Source organism: Bartonella sp. AP9QHHD (genome assembly GCF_042195625.1).
Classification (GTDB): domain Bacteria; phylum Pseudomonadota; class Alphaproteobacteria; order Rhizobiales; family Rhizobiaceae; genus Bartonella.
Map to the genome: position 1 here is coordinate 20,318 of NZ_JBHIOP010000046.1, position 21,645 is coordinate 41,962.

Consider the following 21,645-nt stretch of genomic DNA (forward strand, 5'->3'; position numbering starts at 1 on the left):
AGAATAATGATGGCAATGAGTGCCCATGCAATTGAAACGCTTATTCGTGAAGGCATTCCTGATGCTACTGTAAGAATTCGTGATCTTGCTGGAGATGGGGAACATTATGCTGCAGAAGTTATTTCTGAAAGTTTTCGTGGTAAAACCCGTGTTCAACAACATAAAATGGTCTATGATGCCCTTAAAGGCAATATGGGAAATGACCTTCACGCCTTAATGTTGCAAACAAATGTCCCAAAATAATCTAAAATTTCTTCTTGCATTCACACATTTAATACGATTAAAAGCAGTATGAATATAAATTACACACTGATAAAAATCTGAAATATCGAGGGATAAAAATGACCACTGTTCATGATTTTATTGACAACGAAATTAAAACAAACGACGTCATTTTATTCATGAAAGGAACACCTGACGCTCCGCAATGCGGGTTTTCAGGACAAGTTGTTCAAATTCTTGATTATTTAGGATTGAATTATAAAGGGATTAATATCTTAACTTCTAACGAATTGCGTCAAGGGATTAAAGATTACTCAAATTGGCCAACAATTCCACAGCTTTATATCAAAGGTGAATTTATCGGAGGCTGTGATATTGTTAAAGAGATGTTTCAAAACAATGAGTTACAGGAACTTTTGAAAGAAAAAAATATTCCATGTAATCAATCATAGGTATCTTTCATTTTATTCAGACTCTTAAAAAGAGCTGTTTTCAGACGAAATTTTTATTTCAAGGATGCCATATGTCATATTCAGTCGATGAACAAACGCATAGAGATGCGATTAGAAACAAAATTGGCTATAAAGAATTTGTTATTCTTATTGCTTCGCTCATGGCTATTAACGCTATAGCTGTTGATATTATGCTGCCAGCTATGCCCGATATTTTAGACGGCTTAAATGTTCTCAATGAAAATGATCAACATTATATCATTTCGAGTTATCTTATTAGCTATGGTATTGCTCAAATATTTTTCGGTCCAATAAGCGATAGGTATGGACGACGTAAACTTATTCTTCTCGGGCTTGCTTTTTATTCATTTACGGCGATTGGCTGTGCCTTTGTAACTGATTTTTCTCTCTTACTTATTTTACGTATCTTGCAAGGAATTGGAGGGGCTGCTATGCGAGTTCTTACAGTTTCCGTCGTACGTGATCTTTACAGTGGTCGAAAAATGGCAGAAGTTATGTCTATTGTTATGATGGTTTTTCTTGTTGCACCAATGGTTGGTCCCGCAACAGGACAGATCATTTTACTGCTTGGACATTGGCAATATATTTTTATTTTCATGGCAATGATTGGTTTAGGACTGATGATTTGGATTCAACTGCGCTTGCCTGAAACTCTTTATGCGCAACGCTCTCTTTCCTTTTCTTCAGTTAAACACAACTTATGGATTGTAATAACCAATCGTACAACACTTTGCTATACACTTGCAACTTCCATTATTTTAGGCTGTATCTTTACCGCCGTTAATACATCACAACAAACATATGAAGGGATCTATAATCTAGGACTTTGGTTCCCTATTGCTTTTGCAGTTGGTGCTGCATTTCAAGCTCTATCATCATTCTTTAACTCTCAACTCGTTGGACGCCTTGGAATGCGGCGTATTGCTCATACTATGCTTTTGCTCTTTTGTGCCACTTCATGCATTTGGTTTATTGGGTCCATCTTAGCAGGTGGTGTTATCCCTTTTCCTTTTTATATGACGTTATATTGTATATTAATGTTTACCTGCGGTGGTATTATGGCCAATTTCAATACACTCGCTCTTGAACCTGTAGGAGAAATAGCTGGAACAGCTTCTTCTGTATCCGGCTTTCTTCAAACATCTATCGGTGCAGGACTTAGCTTTTTTATTGCCCAACAATTTGATGAAACAACCATCCCAAACTCAGCAGGATTTTTCTTTCTGAGTCTCACTGCCATACTTCTCGTCTTATGGGCTGAACGTGGTCATCTTTTTAGACAATATCATAGTAATCCTAACGAATAAATATTACTACGAAAGATTAATAACATCTCTCTTGAACAATAAGAAAATAAACCTATCAGACAAAATAAAACATCTCCAAATAGAACATTCTTGTGTTAAACATTCACATTGTTTGTTTAAAGGTACAGCTCTCGAAATATCAAATCATTTCACGACAGCACCCATAAATGGTATAATGTAAAAAAACAAACATACTATTGTTGCAACAACTCTTGTCTGTGAAACGGTTTATTAAAAAATATTTTTATTCTTTTCTTCAATAGTTTTTATGAAGACGGGCTGGTCTCTCATCTCATGATAGGCAAACAAACAGTTTTGATTGATTTAACCTGAACAAGATCGAAATAAGAGAAAAACTTACGCTTTAGGTCTTTCGTTCAATATAAAAAAATAATAAATTATCTTTATAAATTAATATCTTACATAATCATAAAACCATAGGGAATTTTCCCATTTATAAAATACATTTAATTGATAAATTTTCCTGATTTTGGAAATCCTCTTGGAACCAAACGCCCGACGCCCGCACGCATTCCCATCCATTCAATGAGATCATCAGCTTGACGGTTAAAGATTCGTTCAGCTGTATCTTGCCAACTTAAGCCTTCTGATAAATTAAAAGTCTTGGCATCAACAACACCACCTTCTTTATAACGCTGTAAACGAACACCTTTACCGCGATTCATTTCTGGTATTTGTTCAATAGAAAAAATAAGCATTTTACGGTTTTCACCGACTACAGCAACATGATCACCATTTACCGGAACACAAAGCTTTACCTTATCAGGAGCTTTCACATTCATCACTTGCTTTCCTTTTCGTGTATTGGCGATCACTTCTGCAGAAGAAACAATAAAACCATTACCGTGAGATGAAACCAAGAGAAATTTTTCCTCGGCGTGATGCACAAAAGCTGTGAGAACATCGTGCTCATCATCCATATCAACTAAGAGACGAATAGGTTCACCATGTCCCCGCCCTCCAGGTAAATTATTTGCACCAATAGCAAAAAACTTCCCCCCCGTACTGATCAGCACAATCTTGTCGGTCGTAAATGCTGGAAAGGCTAACTTTAAACTGTCTCCTTCTTTAAAAGAAAGTGCTTTATAATCGTTCAAGTGTCCCTTCAAAGCACGCATCCACCCCTTTTCAGAAATAACAATAGTAATCGGTTCTTTTTCGATCATTGCTTGTTGAATATCATCAAGATCATGTCTTGGTGCCTCTTCAAACGTAGTACGTCTTTTCCCCAAGAGTGTTTCAGGCCCAAAAGTGTTTCGAACTTTTTTGATTTCTTCTGAAATTATTTTCCACTGTTTTATAGGAGAAGCTAACAAATTCTGTAGCTTTTCTTTTTCAGCTTTCAAACTTTCAAATTCTTTACGAATTTCAAATTCCTCAAGCTTACGCAAAGAACGCAAGCGCATATTAAGAATAGCTTCAGCTTGATTTTCTGTTAATTCAAACCGATTAATCAGCTTCTTTTTCGGTTCATCCTCTTCACGAATAATCTGAATGACCTCATCGAGATTTAAATAGGCAATAAGATATCCATGAAGAATTTCCAATCGGCTATCAATTTGATCAAGCCGATAATGAGAGCGACGAATAAGCACTTCTTGACGATGTTCAAGCCATTGCTGCAAACTTTCTCGCAAAGAAAGGACATTGGGTATTTTTCCCAAAGACAAAACATTCAGATTAAGGGGAAATCTTACTTCAAAGTCAGTCAATTTAAAAAGAGACTCCATAAGGAGCTCCGGATCAACCGACCGATTTTTAGGAACCAGCACGATTCTGATATCTTCTGCTGATTCATCTTGGATATCCTCAAGCATTGGCAATCGGCGTGCAAGCAATAACTCTGCTGTTTTTTCAATAAGACGTGACTTTTGAATCTGATAGGGAATTTCAGTTACAACAATCACATAAGAACCACGGCTACCAGATTCCTGATGCCAACGTGAACGCAAGCGAAAGAATCCACGCCCAACACGATAGGATTCCTCAATACTTTTTTTAGGTTCAACTAAAATTCCCCCCGTCGGAAAATCAGGACCAAGAACAAATTGATTTAATTCCTCATCATTTACATCGGGATGCGCAATCAAATGGAGTGCTGCATCACAAAGCTCAGCAACATTATGGGGGGGAATAGATGTTGCCATACCAACAGCAATACCAGAAGAACCATTTGCTAAAAGATTAGGGAAAGCTCCTGGTAAAACAACAGGCTCTTCATCTTCCTCATTATAGGTTAAACGAAAATCAATAGCATTCTCATTAATTCCTTCAAGTAACAATGCAGCCACTTCAGTCATACGTGCTTCCGTATAACGCATGGCAGCAGCATTATCACCATCAATATTACCAAAATTGCCTTGCCCATCAACCAACGGATAACGAACAGCAAAACTTTGAGCCAAGCGCACCAAGGCATCATAAATAGACGCATCCCCATGAGGATGAAATTTTCCCATGACATCACCAACAATCCGCGCACATTTCGCATAAGACTGTCCAGGATTTAGTTTGAGAAGACGCATCGCATGAACAATCCGCCGGTGGACCGGCTTCAATCCATCACGTACATCAGGCAATGCACGGTGTGTAATCGTAGAAAGTGCATAAGCCAAATAACGTTCCTGTAAAGCAGAACGTAATTCTATTGGTTCAATATGTTCTTTATCAAAAGGTAAATTCATTTTATCAGACATAGTATTAAAACAACAATTCCCACAATAATAAGAAATTATTTTATAGGATTTATTTAATGAAATCTTCTATGAGTCGACTTTTTTATTAAAAGTCAATTACATAAAAACAAACGCTGCAATTAGAACATGAACAGAAAATTATATCAATTTGAAAAATTTATACATGTCCTTCCCCCCTTGTCTTAAGTAATTTATTGAAAGCTTTGTCAAATTCGACGATAATTTAACTGCCCACAAAGAGTTATTTCATCTTTTCTGAAATGACAAAAGCACCTTTCAAACATCATCTTTTATTATAAAGATAAATTGTATAACAACCCCATTCAGTTTTTCTACGAAAAACCAAAAAAATGTTCAAAGCTTATGAAATTTAAACTTTTCAGAGTAAGTCCATAGAATGGAAAACCACATTATTCTCATAAAAACGAAGAGACACAATTCTCTGCTACAACGTTGTAAAAACTTCAATAAAAAATAAATAATATATTGACATATAAAGATAATTAATTTTTTTCAACTAAAATGAGGCTCCCGAATATTATAGAATTCTTTTATTTCTAATTTATTCATGATCAAGCAATTATAATTATTTCCTCACCTATCACAAGGGGAAAAGCCACTATAGAAACAAGGAATAAAAATGCCTCATAAAGAATCAACACAATAGCGTTTTGCCTATCTAAATTTCACAAACAGTACACGCACACACCGTTGACTCTTGAAAGGCATCAAAACTTCACTCTACGTAGAAAAAGATGAAACCAATCCATTATCAACTTTATGAGCTATTTTTGTGAGTAGGAGCCATGCGGATTCCTAAATCACGTAATTGTGTAGGAGAAACATCAGACGGAGCGCTCATTAAAAGATCAAGCGCCTGTTGGTTCATAGGGAATAAAGCAACTTCACGCAAATTTTTAACACCTTGTAACAGCATAATAATGCGGTCAATTCCCGCAGCCATGCCACCATGTGGCGGAGCCCCATAATGGAATGCACGATAAAGACCACCGAAACGATCTTTCACAACTTCCTTAGAAAGTCCTACAAGTTCAAAAACTTTAAGCATCATTTCTGGTAAGTGATTACGAATTCCACCTGATGCAATTTCATAACCATTGCAAACAAGATCATATTGAAAAGCTTTAATAGTAAGAGGATCTTGGCAGGCAAGGGCATTTTCTCCCCCTTGAGGCATGGAAAAAGGATTATGTCCAAAATCAATCTTTTTTTCATCTTCATTCCATTCAAAAAATGGAAAATCAACAATCCACGCCATAGAGAAACTATCTCTATCAAGAAGATCTAATTCTTCCCCTACCCTTGTGCGTGCTGCTCCGGCAAAAGATGAAAACTTTTTTGGATCGCCAGCTACAAAAAAACAGGCATCCCCACTTTCAAGACCAAGCTGTATACGGATTGCTTCAGTCCTCTGTTCACCAATATTTTTGGCGATAGGCCCTGCTCCTTCAAATTTTCCTTCTTCTTCACGCCAGAAAATATAGCCGAGCCCTGGTTGCCCCTCGCCTTGTGCCCATACATTCATACGATCACAAAAAGCACGACTTCCACCCGTTTTAGCTGGAATAGCCCACACTTGTGCATTCTCATCATTCGCTAAAATTTGAGCAAAGACTTTGAAACCAGAATTATAAAAATGCTGAGAAACATCTTCCATAATGATCGGATTACGCAGATCAGGCTTATCAGAACCATATTTTCGCATTGCTTCATCATAAGAAATGCGAGGAAAGCTTTGTGTCACAGTCTTTCCATCTGCAAATTCTTCAAAAATAGAACGCATAATAGGTTCCATAGTTGCTAAAACATCTTCTTGCTCAACAAAACTCATTTCAACATCTAATTGATAAAATTCACCAGGAAGACGGTCGGCCCTTGGATCTTCATCTCTAAAACATGGAGCAATCTGAAAATAACGATCAAAACCTGACATCATCAACAACTGTTTATATTGCTGTGGCGCTTGCGGTAACGCATAAAATTTTCCCTGATGAACACGACTTGGAACCAAAAAATCACGTGCGCCTTCCGGCGATGAAGCTGTCAAAAGTGGCGTCGTAAATTCCGTAAAACCATTATTTTGCATAGCTCGTCTCATAGCCGCAATAATTTCAGTCCGACGCATGATATTTTTGTGCATAGTCTCCCGACGCAAATCAAGAAAACGATATTTTAATCGAATATCTTCTGGATAATCAGGCTCACCAAAAACCGGTAAAGGAAGCTCATCAGATTTTGAAAGAATTTCTACCTCTTGTGCAAAAATTTCAATCTCACCTGTTGGAAGCGTTGCATTAATAACCTCATCAGAACGAGCACATACCTCCCCATCCACACGAATAACCCATTCAGAACGCACTTTTTCAATAACTTTAAAAGCTGGTGAAGCAGGGTCAGCAACAATTTGTGTGATTCCAAAATGATCACGTAAATCCACAAAAAGAATCCCTCCATGATCACGAACACGATGAACCCACCCCGAAAGACGAACTTGTGTTCCTACATCACATCTACGGAGAGCCGCACAATGATGACTGCGATAACGATGCATGTTTTTTGCCTTTGATTATAATATTCACATGCGCTACAAACGCTTTTTAATAACCATTTGTCAAGATATGAGAATAAAAACTCAAAAATAAAGTCAACAAAGGACAAATTTAATTTATCGAATTATAATAAAATGATGAATCTTATTACACAAACAACAGATCTTGAAATTGCACTTAACGCTCTACGTACCTCTGATTTTGTAACAGTCGATACTGAGTTTATCCGCGAAACAACTTTTTGGCCTCAACTGTGTTTAATACAGCTCGCCTCACCAGATGTTACAGTTTTGATTGATCCCATAGCACCAGATATTGATTTACAACCATTTTTTGACCTTATGGTCGATAAAAAAGTTGTAAAAGTTTTTCATGCTGCGCGCCAAGATATTGAAACAATTTATCACCTTGGAGGTGTTATTCCTTCCCCTCTCTTTGATACGCAAATAGCAGGATCCATTTGTGGATTTGGTGATTCTATCTCCTATGATCAAATTGTACAACGCTGTACAGGGCATCATCTTGATAAATCCTCCCGCTTTACAGACTGGAGTTACCGCCCTTTGTCTGAAAAACAACTGCTCTATGCACTTTCCGATGTAACTTACTTAAGAGATGTTTACTTGTTATTGAAAAAAAGGTTAGAGAAAAATCAACGAGCTCACTGGATGGATGATGAAATAACAATCCTTTTAAATCCTAAAACCTATGATATGCCAGAAGATGAAGCATGGAAAAAAGTGAAAGGAAAAATTAAAAAGCCACGTGAACTTGCTGTATTACAAAAGATAGCAGCTTGGCGGGAACGTGAAGCACGAAAATACAATATGCCACGTCGTCATATCATAAAAGATGAATGTCTTATAGAAATAGCAACCCAACAACCAAAAGATGAATCTGCATTAAAACGGTTGCGCAGTCTTAATAAGAACTGGGATAAACTCTCAATTGCTCAATCATTAATCAAAGCTGTCCACGAAGGATTAGAGGTGGATCTTTCTACTTTACCCCCCATTCCTAAACATAATCCACTCAATGATACGACAGCCGCTGTTATCGATCTGCTCAAAGTGTTATTAAAAATTGTTGCAAATGAAAACAGCATTGCCCCTAAAATTATTGCAACATCTAATGATTTAGAAAAAATTGCCAATGGAGGAATAAAGAAAAATATTCCCGCTATGAATGGCTGGCGCTATGAAATATTTGGTAAAAAAGCCGAACAACTGCTAAAGGGCCAGATAGGGTTTTACTTTAACGATGGAAAAATAAGCACAAAACAGCTTTAATTTACATTTTCATTTTGAAAAATCCATTACGCTACTCATTATCTACATCAATTGGTATGCCCTATAGGCCAACGCAAACAGGATAAATAAAGCCTACTTCTGACAAAGTTAAAAAATTAAATAGTAAACTCTTATTAAAATGATAGCTAAATCTTTATCAGGTCAATTAAATAGAAATCCCATTAAAAATAATCTAAAAAAACAGACAGTTCCTTATTTAAAAGTTTTGAAAAAAAAAGTTCTGATAATAAAAGCGCATTCATTACAAAAATAGCAGCCTAGAAATAGGAACAAACAAAGATATAATGCCTCACGTCACCATATCGTATTAAAAACTACCAAGATTGCAATCTAACAATCAAAAACGAGCCAGCATAACAACTAAAATACCTAACAAAAGCAATATATTGATTTCTAACGATAATCTAGCGTTATTTATATTGAATTAGACCTCCGAATATCGTAAGATTCTCTCATTCCATCTCAATAAGACTCATAAAGTTTCACATAAGAAATTATATGATAAAGCGCTGTTTTTTATAAATTAAACACCTTTCAAAGGATTCGAAAATCATGGTTAATAAATAGTTGTGATTTATTTCTATTTTTTATAGTGAAAGGATTTTATAATGACTGAAATGATATTCTTTTGACAGACCGTGAAAGTGCAAAACTGTTTCATATGAGTATTTCAACATTCCAGCGTCATGTAACCAATGGATCTCTCCCAAAATCTTTAAAACTTGTTTTTTATCGCGTTGGTTACAATCGTAATCTTATCAAGATAATCGAGCAAGCTAAACAGAAACGTTATAACGACGCAGCATAAAAAGAAAACCTTTTCACGTAAAAATGGACAAAACTTTTCATTTTCACATGAAGCTTATGAAGTGAAAAATCCATCCTGTGATGCAAGTAACAGAATAAAAAATTATGTTTTCTTTTATGAATGCTCAGGCATTACAAATGCTTTGCGTGGTGTCTAGCATGGGCGTTATGGAACAAGTCCTATTGTCCAGCTCATGATGATAGGCTACCTAGTTTATCCCTCGTCAATGGCCCTATTATTAAGACATAAAACACGAATAAATTAGGAAAAAAATCAAAAAATTTCAAAAGCGAGAGGTTGTTTTATTATTTTTGATAACTTCTGTAATCGTCCAAGAGGACGTTCTCCTAATAACCCAGCGTAATTCTTTGGGATCTGCAGGATAATATGATCTGCTTTTTTATGCCACAATAAATGAGGTAAAATTCCTGCAACAGAAGCACTAAAAAGATGAGCAATACGCATAGTTTCGCCAAGAATACGTGCTTTTTCAATTATATTTTGAGTTGCTAATTGAAAAATGGGAAGAGATTCTTTATCAACCAATAAACTCGTATTGCGAAAAAAAACAGCAAGTGCCGCATAAAGGCGCCCTTCATGAGAAATTCCTGGATAAGATCCTAAAGCTATTTGATTTGCTGCTTCATTGCCTCGATAATCTGGATGTATACGCCAACCAATATCCGCAAGAAGACAAGCGGCTTGACGATAACGGCATTCATTTTCGGTTTCTGAAATTCCAAAAACTTCAAAAGCATTCGTCGTAAAATCAATGAGTTCTTCTGCTTGTTTTGGTGAACGTGCCCGTAAAATAGCCATTTCTGTGCATGCTGCAATGAGAGGATCTGAAAGCCGAATCGCCTGCGGCAAACGTGAATAAAGAAAACCTTCACGAACGCCAGCACCAGAAAAGATTATCTTTTCAAACTCCATACACTGAATGAGTTCAATAAGAACTATTGCCCCATAAGATAAAAGTTTTCGACGATTCTGAGAAACCGCTGCAATCCCTCTCATATTATCAATATTGCCACGTGCTACAAGACGTAAAAAGTTCTCCATTTCAACGGCATCAACTTCATAGCCATGCATAACAGGGAGCCGATAGTGTTTCATTGCCATATGGAGTTTTGCCAAATTACGCCATGTCCCCCCTACTGCATAAAAATAACGTGCTATACCTTTACGAGTACGAACAACAGACGATTTATAAAATTGCTCATGTACAATTTTTGTAGCTACAGCACTATCATTATTTGACATATACTGTAGCCTTAAACCACCCAATGGGAGCGTTATCCCTTCACCAACATCAGAATGATCAATATCAATCAGCTCAAGACTTCCACCACCAAGATCCCCAGAAATACCTTTTGGTTGATAAAAAGTAGACACAACTCCATATGCTGAATACATAGCTTCTTCACTTCCTGAAAGAAGATATATTTTATTTTGCAAAATATCTTCAGCATGCTGAATAAATGCTACGCCATTCTGTGCATCTCGTGCTGCTGCTGTTGCTAAAGTATAGACCTCATCTGCCCCAATCTGTCGACAAAGCGTACGAAACCGTTTCAGTGTTTGCAACGCCATTTTCATCGATTTTTCTTCTAAAAATCCTGTTTTCGCCACACCATGACCGAGACCACAAAGAATCTTTTCATTAAATAAAACTGTTGGTGATCGAACAAGCCCCTCATAAATAACCAACCGAACAGAATTTGAGCCAATGTCAATAACAGCAACAGGCTTACGCCCTTTTAACCGACCTTGAGCATCTCTATATGTCATTGGATTTTAGTCTTTATGTATTTCGGCTTGTTGCCGATGCAACGCAACCAAGCGCGAAACAGAAGACTCAAAAGACTCATTTTCCCCCGCAAAACTTGTATTGGCCATAAAATACTCCTGCGCATTAAATAGACTTTCACCTATCTGCGGTGTAATACGTTTTGATGTTCCATCCTTAAGTATATCAAAGCTTTGTTGATTATCAATGATATTAGCTAACATAATCTGTAAAAGAATTTTTTGACGCACTATTTTATTAAAAACCGGAACCAATATTTCAATACGATAGTCCAAATTACGAGGCATCATATCAGCAGAGCCTAAGTAAACGAGTGCATTTTCATTAGGCAAATCTTGACCATTCCCAAAACAAAAAATGCGACTATGTTCAAGAAAACGCCCGACAATTGATTTTACACGAATATTATCCGAAATTCCTAGAATACCAGGACGTAAACAACATATCCCCCGCACAACCAAATCAATTTGCACCCCTGCTTGACTGGCACGATATAAAGCATCAATAATTTCAGGATCAACCAATGCATTAACTTTCATCCAAATAGCAGCAAACCTTCCCTGTTGTGCATGAACAATTTCTCCCTCAATATGCTCTAAGATACGACCACGCAGTGTTAAGGGTGAAAAAGCAATCTTCATTGTTTCATTTGGACGCTCATATTGCGCAATATAATTGAATAATAACGCAACATCATGAGCGATATCATCATCCGTGGAAAAAAAAGAAAGATCGGTATAAGTTTTAGCATTAATGGGATGATAATTTCCTGTTCCAAGATGAACATAAGAGCGAAGACGTTTTCCCTCACGTCTCACAACTAATGACATCTTAGCATGCGTTTTTAATGCAATAAAACCAAAAATAACTTGAACCCCAGCACATTCAAGATCCCTGGCCCAACGAATATTTGCTTCCTCATCAAAACGTGCTTTAAGTTCTACCAAAGCAGTCACAGACTTTCCCTGTTCAGCTGCTTTAATCAAAGCGCCAACAATTGGACTATCATTTGATGTACGATAAAGTGTTTGTTTTATTTCTACAACATCAGGATCGCAAGCAGCTTGACGTAAAAATTGGACAACAACATCAAATGTCTCATAGGGGTGATGAATCACAATATCATTTTCACGAATAGCCGCAAAACAATCCCCTTTATGTTTACGAATACATTCTGGAACACGAGAAATATAAGGAATAAATTTAAGATCATCGCGGGGAATAGAAACAATTTCTGATACCGTATTAAGCGCTAAAAATCCGTCAAGGACATTAATACAATTATCAGGAACAGCGAGACTATTCGCTATAAATTGGCGTAAACTCTCTGGCATTTTTGCGTCAAACTCAACTCGAATAACCTGCCCACGGCGCCGCCTTTTAAGAGCAGTTTCAAAAAAATGAACAAGATCCTCAGCTTCTTCTTCTACTTCAATATCACTATCTCGGATTATTCTAAATATACCAATTTCTTTAACCTCATAGTTAGGAAATACATATTTAATAAAAAGGCAAATAACATCTTCAGATGCAATAAAACGAAAATGATTGCCTTCTTGAGGAAGAAGAATAAAACGCCTTAAAAGCATTGAAATAGATAACAACACTGTGTGTGAATTCTGATCAGTTTCTCCAGACAATTGAAGCCCAATAGAAAGCCCTAAATTAGGAATAAATGGAAAAGGATGAGTAGAATCAACAGGTAAAGGTTTTAAAACAGGAAAAATTGTCTCAAGAAAATATTTTTCAAGCCATGATTTTTCAATTTCTGAAAGATCATCAGAACAAATAATTTCAATATCATTCTTTTTTAATTCATCACGTAAAACATTCAATTCTCGTAGTTGGTGAGCCTGCAGCTTTGAAATCTCAGCTAATACAATATCAAGTTGTTCCTGTGGAGTGTGCCCATCTGCACTGCACGCTGTAACGCGAGCACGAATTTGAGCTGCTAGTCCTGCAACACGAACCATAAAAAACTCATCAAGATTTGCAGCTGAAATAGAAAGAAATTGTAGACGTTCTAATAAAGGATGTTTCGAATTAGCCGCTTCCATCAAAACACGATTATTAAATTGTAGCCATGAAAACTCTCGATTAATAAATCGTACCGGATTTTTCATTGTTATATTCGATATAGAAATTTTATCTACCACCCTCTGTTCCATATATCCTAAATAATTTTCTTTTATATTTTCTAAAATCCTTGACGAAATATCTCACATAACATTTGATAATATGTTATCATCATAATAATATATCAATGCCTAACTTCCCTCATCATTTTTCCATTTAATATTTAAAAGTACTTGGAATTATTGCTATGCGCAAAGCACTAAAAGTAAGACAACTATTCTAATATAGCATAAAAGAAGAGAAATTTGTCTTAAAAAGCATCTTGCATTATTATACGCTTTATTACAAACTCACGCCTATAAAATAGAAGAGCCCAATCATAGCTGATGAGAAAATTTATTCTGGAGTTTGTATGCCATGGCTGATCACAATATTCCTCATTTCCAAAATGACCTTGGATATAAAACAATCGAAATTGGTGTGAAAGAATTTATGTGTGTAGGCGCTACACACCCATTCGATCATCCTCATATCTTTATCGATATGGGAGCAGCAGATGAGAAAATTTGCCCTTACTGCTCAACCCTTTATCGTTATGTTCCCTCGCTATCATACGATCAAACAAACCCAACAGGATGCTTATATCATCCAGAAAAGCTATTATAATTGCGTTTTTTGGCTTTCTTAATAACCCCTCTTTTAATTCTGCTTGTTTAATATGAAATCATTTGTGGAACAATCACCCATCATCGTTGGAGGAGGAATTGCTGGTTTAAGCACTGCTTTAGCACTCGCTCATAAAGGAATTGCAAGCACCATTATCGAAAAGTGTAAGCAACTTGAAACGATAGGCGCTGGTATTCAACTGACACCAAATGCAACATCTATTCTTGCTCGCTGGAAACTTCTTAACAAACTCACTGAAGTCGCGACAATCCCATATTTTCTTGAGTTAAAAGATGGATTATCTTTAAAAATACATCTACGGGCTCATCTTATTAATCTAACAGAAAAATATTGGAAAGCCCCTTATATGACGATTCACCGCGCGGCTTTACAAAAAATTTTATATAATGCAGTGATTGAAAATCCTTTGATCAAATACAAAGCAGGCGAAACGATTGTATCTTCTACCCAATCGGCAACCAACATTAAAATCACGACAATAAAAACAGATACGGCAACAGAACAGCTTTATTCAACGCCCCTCTTGATCGGATGTGATGGCGTTTGGTCAACATTACGGCAACAATCTCCTTTTCATGAAAAAGCAAATTTTAGTGGCTTTATTGCTTGGCGTGCAACAACAACATCTGATAATCTTCCTCAAAACTTTCGTTCTTCATTGCAAAATATGAAGACAATTACGGCTTGGATGGGACCAAAAAATCATCTTGTTGTCTACCCCATTCAATCGTCAGAAAAAATTTTTAATTTTGTCGCCATTACGCATGGAGAAAGTTCAAAAGAAGGATGGGCCCATAAAGGAGATAAAGAAAAACTCAAATCTCTTTTTAAAGATTGGAATTCAAAAATCTTACAAATCTTCGATCATATTGATGAATGGAGTTATTGGCCACTTTTTCAAATGAAACAAAATCGTTTTATCGGTTTAGAGAGACAAGTATTTGTTGGCGATTGCGCACATGCTGCCTTACCTTTTGCAGCACAAGGTGCCGCTATGGCAATCGAAGATGCCGCCACATTAGCAAAAGCACTTTCATTGAAAGATTTTTCATTAACGAAAGCACTTTCGCTTTACGAAACAACACGCACCCCGCGTATTGCAGCAGTAAAAAAACGCGGAGATTTCAATAGATTAGCCTATCACGCAACCGGTCCCATAGCAATTGCACGCAATCTCATGATGAAAATTCGTACACCAGAGAGCATTATGTCAGATCTCAATTGGCTTTACATGTATGATGCGATGAATTCTATAAAAAATAATGATAAAAACTTATAAAATTCTTCCGGCACTTTGAATATTACGAAAGAACGAGATTTTTTTAATTTTATGACACTAAAAAATATCATAATTTACTCTAATAAAAGCAATATTTTTCGAAACCTACAATCCGATTTTAAAAGCTCCATTTTTAGCTCTCCTAAAAGCAAAAACACCACTCAAAATCAGCTCCCATCTTTAATCTTTCTTTAACTCAATTCTACATCAACAACACCCTGAATTAATTTCATAGCATTTGCGACATGTGAATTTACCTTATATCGCTTAGGAAGTGCAATTTCGACTTCTCGCAATCCATCCTCTTGAATTAAAATAAGCCCAACCTCTCCATTCCCCCCAAGATTTAAATTTTGTTCAATTTGTGGAAGCATATCAACTGTTTTTATAAAGAGACGCATCATTTTATGCTGTTGTAATGATTCATTTTCCAAAGACTGAATTGTTTCAATTCGCAAACTAACTCCTTCAGAACGATTTTCTGCGCTCACCGTAATAATAAAAGATTTTCCGGGTTCTAGCATCTCTTCATAATCCGAGAGTGCCTCAGAAAAGAGAACTGCTTCATATTGTCCACTTGTATCAGAAAAATGAATAATTCCCATTTTTTTACCAGATTTTGTTTTGCGCACGTTTTTTGCCACAACAGTTCCAGCAAGCCGTGCAGCCGTTGCTCCCCCTTTAACGGCATTGGCAAAATTACCCCAAGTCTGAATGCGTTTTTTGTTCAGAATAGCTTGATACTCCTCCAAAGGATGCGCAGAAAAGTAAAAACCTATAGCTTGAAATTCTCGATAAAGTTTCTCAGCCGGCAACCAAGGGGTTGTTTGCGATAAAATCAATGGTTCTTTTAATCCGCCTGCCATTCCAAATATATCAACCTGCCCGCTAGAATTGTCATCGAGAATACGAAGTGCACGCGCATGAAGGGTTCCAAGATTGGCTAATAAAACCTCACGTGCAATGTTAAAACAATCAAAAGCACCAGCACAAACTAAACTTTCCATCGCACGCTTATTAACAATACGAGGATCAACACGCGCACAAAAATCTTCCAAATCCTTAAAAATCTTACTCCCACGACAAGAAACAATATGATCTACAACAGTTTCTCCCACACCTTTAATGGCAGCAAGAGAATAATAAATACAATTATCACCAACCTCAAAAACACGATGAGATGTTTGTATAGAAGGTGCAATAACTTCAATACCCAACCTTAATGCTTCACGCCGAAAATCATTGAGCTTATCTGTATTCGTCATATCATATGTCATTGAAGCAGCTAAAAACTCAACGGGATAGTTTGCTTTCATATAAGCCGTTTGGTAAGAAACAATTGCATAAGCAGCAGCGTGCGATTTATTAAAACCATAATCGGCAAATTTTGCTAAAAGATCAAAGATAATATCAGCTTGATCTTTATCCACGCCACCTGCAACAGCTCCATTGACAAAACGCGTACGCTGTTTTTGCATTTCAGCATGAATTTTTTTCCCCATAGCACGACGTAGTAAATCAGCTTCTCCAAGCGAATAGCCAGCAAGAACCTGAGCAATCTGCATCACCTGTTCTTGATAGACAATAACACCTTGTGTTTCTTTGATCAGATGATCTATCTTAGGATGAATAGAAGCAATTTCCTCTTCCCCATGTTTGCGTGCATTATAGGTTGGAATATTCTCCATTGGACCTGGACGATAAAGTGCAACCAGCGCAATAATATCTTCAATACGGTCTGGCTTCATTCCAATCAACGCCTTGCGCATACCAGAACTTTCCACCTGAAACACGCCAACCGTTTCACCACGTGCCATCATAGCGTAGGTTGCTTCATCATTCAGAGGAATATTTGATAAATCTATTTTAATCCCCTTTCTGGCAACAAAATCGACTGCCATTTTCAAAACAGTAAGCGTTTTTAATCCAAGAAAATCAAATTTTACCAGCCCCGCTTGTTCAACATATTTCATGTTAAATTGTGTAACAGGCATATCAGAACGAGGATCACGATACATCGGGACAAGCTCCCAAAGTGGACGATCTCCGATAACAATCCCAGCAGCATGAGTTGAAGCATGACGATAAAGTCCCTCCAACTGAAGCGCTATATCTAATGCGCGTCCAACAACGGGATCTTTTTTCTTTTCTTCTTCAAATTTAGGTTCATCCTTAATAGCATCTGCTAATTCTACCTGACTTCCTGGGGTGGCAGGAATTAATTTTGTAAGATAATCCACCTGACGATAAGGAACTTCTAAAACACGCCCCACATCACGCAAAACTGCACGTGCCTGTAACTTACCAAAAGTAATAATTTGAGCAACTTGATCACGTCCATATTTTTTTTGAACATATTGAATAACTTCTTCGCGCCGCTCTTGACAAAAGTCGATATCAAAATCTGGCATCGAAACACGATCTGGATTCAGAAAACGTTCAAAGAGAAGAGAAAACCGCAAGGGATCCACATCAGTAATCGTCAATGCATAAGCAACAAGTGAACCAGCACCAGAACCCCGGCCTGGTCCAACGGGAATGTCATGAACCTTTGCCCATTTTATGAAATCTGAAACGATAAGAAAATATCCAGAAAATTGCATACGCGTAATAACTGAAATTTCATAATCAAGCCGCTGTTCATAATCTGCAATCGTATACCCTTCAGCCAACCCTATTGTTTCAAGCCGAATCTTCAAACCATCTTTAGCCTGATTTAATAACTCACTATCTTCTATTTCTAAAGTAGTTTCTGAATTAACAGATTGTTCTATAAAACGAGGCAATATCGGTTTTCGAAGAGGCGAGGCAATATGACAACGCAATGCAATTTCAACACTATTTTCCAAAGCTTCTGGAAGATCAGAAAACAGTGTAACCATTTCATCTTGTGACTTCAAATAATGATCTGGTGTCACACGTTTGCGATCTGGATTAGAGACAATTTGTCCTTCTGAAACAGCCATCAGCGCATCATGCGCTTCATACCCTTCTCTTTGCAGAAAAAAAGCTTCATTCGTTGCTACAAGAGGAATTTCATGCGCATAAGCCAATTCAATAAGATCAGCTTCTACTCTCCGGTCATAAGAGCCATGCCGTTGTAACTCCACATAAAGACGATCAGCAAAAGATTTTTTCAAATAAATTAAGCGCTCAACAGCATGTTCTTTTTTCTCTTCTGCCAAAGAAAGATTAATAGGTCCTCCCTTTCCACCCGTTAAAGCGATTATGCCTTCACTGTGTTCTGACAACCAATCAGCTTTAATATGAGGAGGATCAGTATCACACTTATCAAGATAAGCACGGCTCACAAGACGAACCAAATGAGCATAACCGGTTTCGCTAGCAGCCAAAAGAACAATAGAGCAAAAATCAGAAGGATTACGCCATTTAGCCAAACGTGAATGATCATTTTCATCACAAAAATCAACAGTAAGCTGACAACCAATAATAGGTTGGACCCCATGAGAAAGACAATGCTGTGAAAATTCCAAAGCACCAAATAAATTATTGGTATCGGTAATAGCAACCGCTGGTGCATGATCTAAAATCGTCTGTTGAATAATTTGGGGGATTTTTAAAGCCCCTTCGAGCAAGGAATAAGCTGAATGCACTCTCAAATGAATAAAGCGAGGAAGAGAATTTTTGTTCTCTTGCATTTGCATTTTATTTTTTACCACTCTCACAATTTCCCACTACAAAATAAATGCTAAACAGCACCCCTTATAAAAGAAAAAACTTCTGTTCATCATCAAACTTTAAAGCTATAAATTCATCATCCTACATAGGAGCAATATCCCAATTTTATTAATATTTATAAGAGAGTTCTATCAAGAAAATGCTTCTATTCACAGCAAATAAACACCTAAAATAAAAAGAAAAACAATATACCTCATCTAAGTACTTTAATTTTTGACCATTTAATTGTATTTTTCTTTAAATATTAATTTCTCTTCCTAAAGTTCAATGTGTAAATAAAGCAACCTTGTCTTTATGACTTTATCCCCAAAAAGCTCTTCTAAAGGTCTAGAAAAAACAAAAAGGGCAGGTTAAATTTGCTCATGCCTCCAAGTCTTCTTACCCCACTTTTTAATTCTATCCGAACTCTTTCTGGTATTACACCTAAAGTCTATGGTTTATTGACCAAACTCTTAGATGTTAATCCCACACAACGCGAAGCAACCCTTATTGACCTTCTTCAATTAATGCCCCATTCCGTTATAGACCGCAGAATGCGTCCCAACATTACTTGTGCAAAAGAAGGAGATACTGTTACGCTCGAAATTATCATCGATCAACATCAACCACCACCCCGTGGTCACAACCGAATTCCCTATCGTGTTATTGCCCATGATCACACAGGAAAAATAAATTTAGTCTTTTTTCATGCTCAACCTCTTTGGCTAAAAAAACAACTCCCCGAAGGAAAAAAAGTCATTATATCAGGAAAAGTTGAATGGTTTAATGGACAGCTTTCAATGGCGCATCCAGACTATATTGCCCCAAGCGAACAATCAAATCAGATACCTCTGATCGAACCTGTCTATCCCTCTACTGCCGGACTAACTGTAAAGACACTAAGACGCGCCATACAAAACGCTCTTGATTTTATTCCTCTTCTACCAGAATGGATAGATGAAAATGTAAAAAAGCAGCAAAATTTTCCTTCTTTTTCCGTTGCTTTACGCCGTATCCATGCACCCATTAACCCCAATGATCTATCCTTAGAAAGTACAGCACGCAAACGTCTTGCCTATGATGAATTGCTCGCTTGTCAATTGGCACTAGGACTCGTGCGTTTGAAAACTAAATCTCTTGTTGGCACTTCTCGACCATCAACAGGAATTTATACTAAAAAATTACTCAATATCCTCCCCTTTCAACTCACAACCGGACAAAAAAAAGCAGTAGAAGATATCGCAAATGATCTTGCTTCACCAGAACCGATGCTAAGACTACTTCAAGGTGATGTAGGCGCAGGAAAAACTGTTGTTGCATTGATGGCAATGGCACAAATTGCTGAAAATTCAGGACAATCAGCTTTAATGGCACCAACTGAAGTGCTTGCTAGGCAACATTTTGCCACCATCGCTCCTCTTGCCGAAAAGGTCGGATTACAAACAACGCTTTTAACAGGACGAGAAAAAGGAAAATTGCGGACAAATATCGTGAATGATATTCTGTCAGGTCAAGTTTCTATTGTTATCGGAACTCATGCTCTCATACAAAACAGCGTTACTTATAATAATCTCGCTTTAACCATTATCGATGAACAACACCGTTTTGGTGTCCATCAACGTATCGCTCTTACAGAAAAAGGCAATAAAGCTGATATGCTGGTTATGACCGCCACGCCCATTCCGCGCACACTTGTCTTAACAGCTTTTGGTGATATGGATGTCTCTAAAATTACCGAAAAACCAATGGGACGACAACCCATTACAACAGCAACGCTTTCTTTGAAACGTCTTCATGAGCTTATAGCGAGAATCGCAATTGCATTAGAAAAAGGAGAAAAGCTCTATTGGATTTGTCCTTTAGTAGAGGAATCGACAGCTCTTGATCTCACTTCAATTGAAAACCGCTTTGCATTTCTCCATGAGCGCTTTGGAGCACACGTTGGTATGATCCATGGAAAAATGTCTACAGCAGAAAAAGAAGCCGCTATGGCATCTTTTAAATGTGGAAATACACGTATTTTAGTTGCAACCACCGTCATTGAAGTGGGAGTAGATATTCCAGATGCTTCGATCATTATCATCGAACACGCGGAACATTTTGGCCTTTCACAATTGCACCAATTACGTGGACGTGTAGGACGAGGCGATAAAAAATCTTCCTGCATTTTGCTCTATAAAGATCCACTGACTAAAACAGCAGCAACACGCCTTAATATTATCCGCAATACAGAAGATGGTTTTGAAATTGCTGAAGAAGATTGGCGCCTACGAGGCGAAGGAGAACTTTTAGGTACAAAACAATCCGGAGTCCCTGAATTTCATATAGCAAACCTTGCAGTTCATAGCGATCTTTTGTCAATGGCAAGAAAAGATGCTCGTTTATTTTTACAACGCGATCCTCATCTTTCTTCTGAGCAAGGACAAGCTTTACGGTTGCTCCTTTATCTTTTCGGACACAACGATGCTGCACGCCTCTTACGAGCAGGATAACAAAAACCCTCTAATAAAAAACTTAAATACCTCTCTGTTCAAATATGATTTTCTCTTAGAATTACCCATAAATGATCTACGCAGTCTCTTACCATCTTTATGCTTCATGAACGAATAACAAATCAACTGCATTAAAACAGTAGAAGCAATATTGCGTCTTTTTTTACCATTATATTCACATAACTGATCTATTTTTTGATAGGTAAGAAAATATTT

Annotated in this window: 12 protein-coding genes and 1 pseudogene; 8 read left to right on the forward strand and 5 right to left on the reverse strand. The window is 37.1% G+C overall.

What is annotated here, in order from left to right; genetic code table 11:
• Nucleotides 1-9 precede the first annotated feature (9 nt).
• From ACFIK4_RS03205 to ACFIK4_RS03215, 3 genes are all read left to right on the forward strand, one after another.
• Nucleotides 10-243 carry a BolA/IbaG family iron-sulfur metabolism protein gene (locus ACFIK4_RS03205; RefSeq protein ID WP_375611543.1) on the forward strand — a complete coding sequence of 78 codons (234 nt, stop codon included), beginning with the start codon at nucleotides 10-12 and terminating at the stop codon, nucleotides 241-243.
• A gap of 98 nt (nucleotides 244-341) precedes the next feature.
• The gene (gene grxD / locus ACFIK4_RS03210; protein WP_375606638.1) at nucleotides 342-674 is read left to right on the forward strand and encodes a Grx4 family monothiol glutaredoxin; all 333 of its coding nucleotides are present in this window, start codon (nucleotides 342-344) and stop codon (nucleotides 672-674) included.
• Nucleotides 675-745: 71 nt separating this feature from the next.
• Entirely contained in the window at nucleotides 746-2,002 is a 1,257-nt protein-coding gene (locus ACFIK4_RS03215; RefSeq protein WP_375611542.1) for a multidrug effflux MFS transporter, read from the forward strand.
• Nucleotides 2,003-2,469: 467 nt separating this feature from the next.
• Here the strand turns inward: ACFIK4_RS03215 and parC are convergent, their stop codons facing one another.
• Both parC and aspS read right to left on the reverse strand, forming a co-directional pair.
• On the reverse strand, nucleotides 2,470-4,719 hold the full coding sequence (parC, locus tag ACFIK4_RS03220; protein WP_375627792.1) for a DNA topoisomerase IV subunit A: 2,250 nt from the start codon (nucleotides 4,717-4,719) through the stop codon (nucleotides 2,470-2,472).
• A gap of 778 nt (nucleotides 4,720-5,497) precedes the next feature.
• On the reverse strand, nucleotides 5,498-7,291 hold the full coding sequence (gene aspS / locus ACFIK4_RS03225; RefSeq protein ID WP_375611540.1) for an aspartate--tRNA ligase: 1,794 nt from the start codon (nucleotides 7,289-7,291) through the stop codon (nucleotides 5,498-5,500).
• 132 nt (nucleotides 7,292-7,423) lie between these two features.
• Between aspS and rnd the strand changes: the two genes are divergently transcribed.
• Nucleotides 7,424-8,578 (forward strand): ribonuclease D, encoded by a 1,155-nt coding sequence (gene rnd / locus ACFIK4_RS03230; protein ID WP_375611539.1) that lies wholly within the window; start codon nucleotides 7,424-7,426, stop codon nucleotides 8,576-8,578.
• Nucleotides 8,579-9,221: 643 nt separating this feature from the next.
• Nucleotides 9,222-9,407, forward strand: a pseudogene (locus ACFIK4_RS03235) (helix-turn-helix transcriptional regulator).
• Nucleotides 9,408-9,680: 273 nt separating this feature from the next.
• On the opposite strand, the gene ppx reads toward ACFIK4_RS03235, so the two are convergent.
• Together ppx and ACFIK4_RS03245 are read right to left on the reverse strand one after the other, a co-directional pair.
• The gene (gene ppx / locus ACFIK4_RS03240; protein WP_375638213.1) at nucleotides 9,681-11,198 is read right to left on the reverse strand and encodes an exopolyphosphatase; all 1,518 of its coding nucleotides are present in this window, start codon (nucleotides 11,196-11,198) and stop codon (nucleotides 9,681-9,683) included.
• A 6-nt stretch (nucleotides 11,199-11,204) separates the two neighbouring features.
• Nucleotides 11,205-13,385, reverse strand: coding sequence for an RNA degradosome polyphosphate kinase (locus tag ACFIK4_RS03245; RefSeq protein ID WP_375638214.1), 2,181 nt, complete (start codon nucleotides 13,383-13,385; stop codon nucleotides 11,205-11,207).
• A gap of 325 nt (nucleotides 13,386-13,710) precedes the next feature.
• Here ACFIK4_RS03245 and ACFIK4_RS03250 point away from each other — a divergent pair, with 325 nt between their 5' ends.
• Both ACFIK4_RS03250 and ACFIK4_RS03255 read left to right on the forward strand, forming a co-directional pair.
• Complete coding sequence (locus ACFIK4_RS03250) at nucleotides 13,711-13,959, forward strand: zinc-finger domain-containing protein (RefSeq protein WP_375611536.1); 249 nt, start codon at nucleotides 13,711-13,713, stop codon at nucleotides 13,957-13,959.
• A gap of 52 nt (nucleotides 13,960-14,011) precedes the next feature.
• Nucleotides 14,012-15,259, forward strand: a complete 1,248-nt coding sequence (locus tag ACFIK4_RS03255) for an FAD-binding protein (RefSeq protein ID WP_375636833.1) — start codon at nucleotides 14,012-14,014, stop codon at nucleotides 15,257-15,259.
• A 191-nt stretch (nucleotides 15,260-15,450) separates the two neighbouring features.
• On the opposite strand, the gene dnaE is transcribed toward ACFIK4_RS03255, so the two are convergent.
• The gene (gene dnaE / locus ACFIK4_RS03260; RefSeq protein ID WP_375611586.1) at nucleotides 15,451-18,918 is read right to left on the reverse strand and encodes a DNA polymerase III subunit alpha; all 3,468 of its coding nucleotides are present in this window, start codon (nucleotides 18,916-18,918) and stop codon (nucleotides 15,451-15,453) included.
• Between the two features lie 402 nt (nucleotides 18,919-19,320).
• On the opposite strand from dnaE, the gene recG reads away from it, so the two are divergent.
• Nucleotides 19,321-21,429, forward strand: coding sequence for an ATP-dependent DNA helicase RecG (gene recG / locus ACFIK4_RS03265; RefSeq protein ID WP_375674962.1), 2,109 nt, complete (start codon nucleotides 19,321-19,323; stop codon nucleotides 21,427-21,429).
• Nucleotides 21,430-21,645 lie beyond the last annotated feature (216 nt).

Bases quoted from the DNA above. Each gene is read 5' to 3' on its own strand.
- grxD (WP_375606638.1), top strand. From the start codon at position 342: ATGACCACTGTTCATGATTTTATTGACAACGAAATTAAAACAAACGAC.
- dnaE (WP_375611586.1), bottom strand. From the start codon at position 18,918: ATGCAAGAGAACAAAAATTCTCTTCCTCGCTTTATTCATTTGAGAGTG.
- ACFIK4_RS03215 (WP_375611542.1), top strand. From the start codon at position 746: ATGTCATATTCAGTCGATGAACAAACGCATAGAGATGCGATTAGAAAC.
- ACFIK4_RS03255 (WP_375636833.1), top strand. From the start codon at position 14,012: ATGAAATCATTTGTGGAACAATCACCCATCATCGTTGGAGGAGGAATT.
- parC (WP_375627792.1), bottom strand. From the start codon at position 4,719: ATGTCTGATAAAATGAATTTACCTTTTGATAAAGAACATATTGAACCA.
- ACFIK4_RS03205 (WP_375611543.1), top strand. From the start codon at position 10: ATGGCAATGAGTGCCCATGCAATTGAAACGCTTATTCGTGAAGGCATT.
- aspS (WP_375611540.1), bottom strand. From the start codon at position 7,291: ATGCATCGTTATCGCAGTCATCATTGTGCGGCTCTCCGTAGATGTGAT.
- rnd (WP_375611539.1), top strand. From the start codon at position 7,424: ATGATGAATCTTATTACACAAACAACAGATCTTGAAATTGCACTTAAC.
- ACFIK4_RS03250 (WP_375611536.1), top strand. From the start codon at position 13,711: ATGGCTGATCACAATATTCCTCATTTCCAAAATGACCTTGGATATAAA.
- ACFIK4_RS03245 (WP_375638214.1), bottom strand. From the start codon at position 13,385: ATGGAACAGAGGGTGGTAGATAAAATTTCTATATCGAATATAACAATG.
- recG (WP_375674962.1), top strand. From the start codon at position 19,321: ATGCCTCCAAGTCTTCTTACCCCACTTTTTAATTCTATCCGAACTCTT.
- ppx (WP_375638213.1), bottom strand. From the start codon at position 11,198: ATGACATATAGAGATGCTCAAGGTCGGTTAAAAGGGCGTAAGCCTGTT.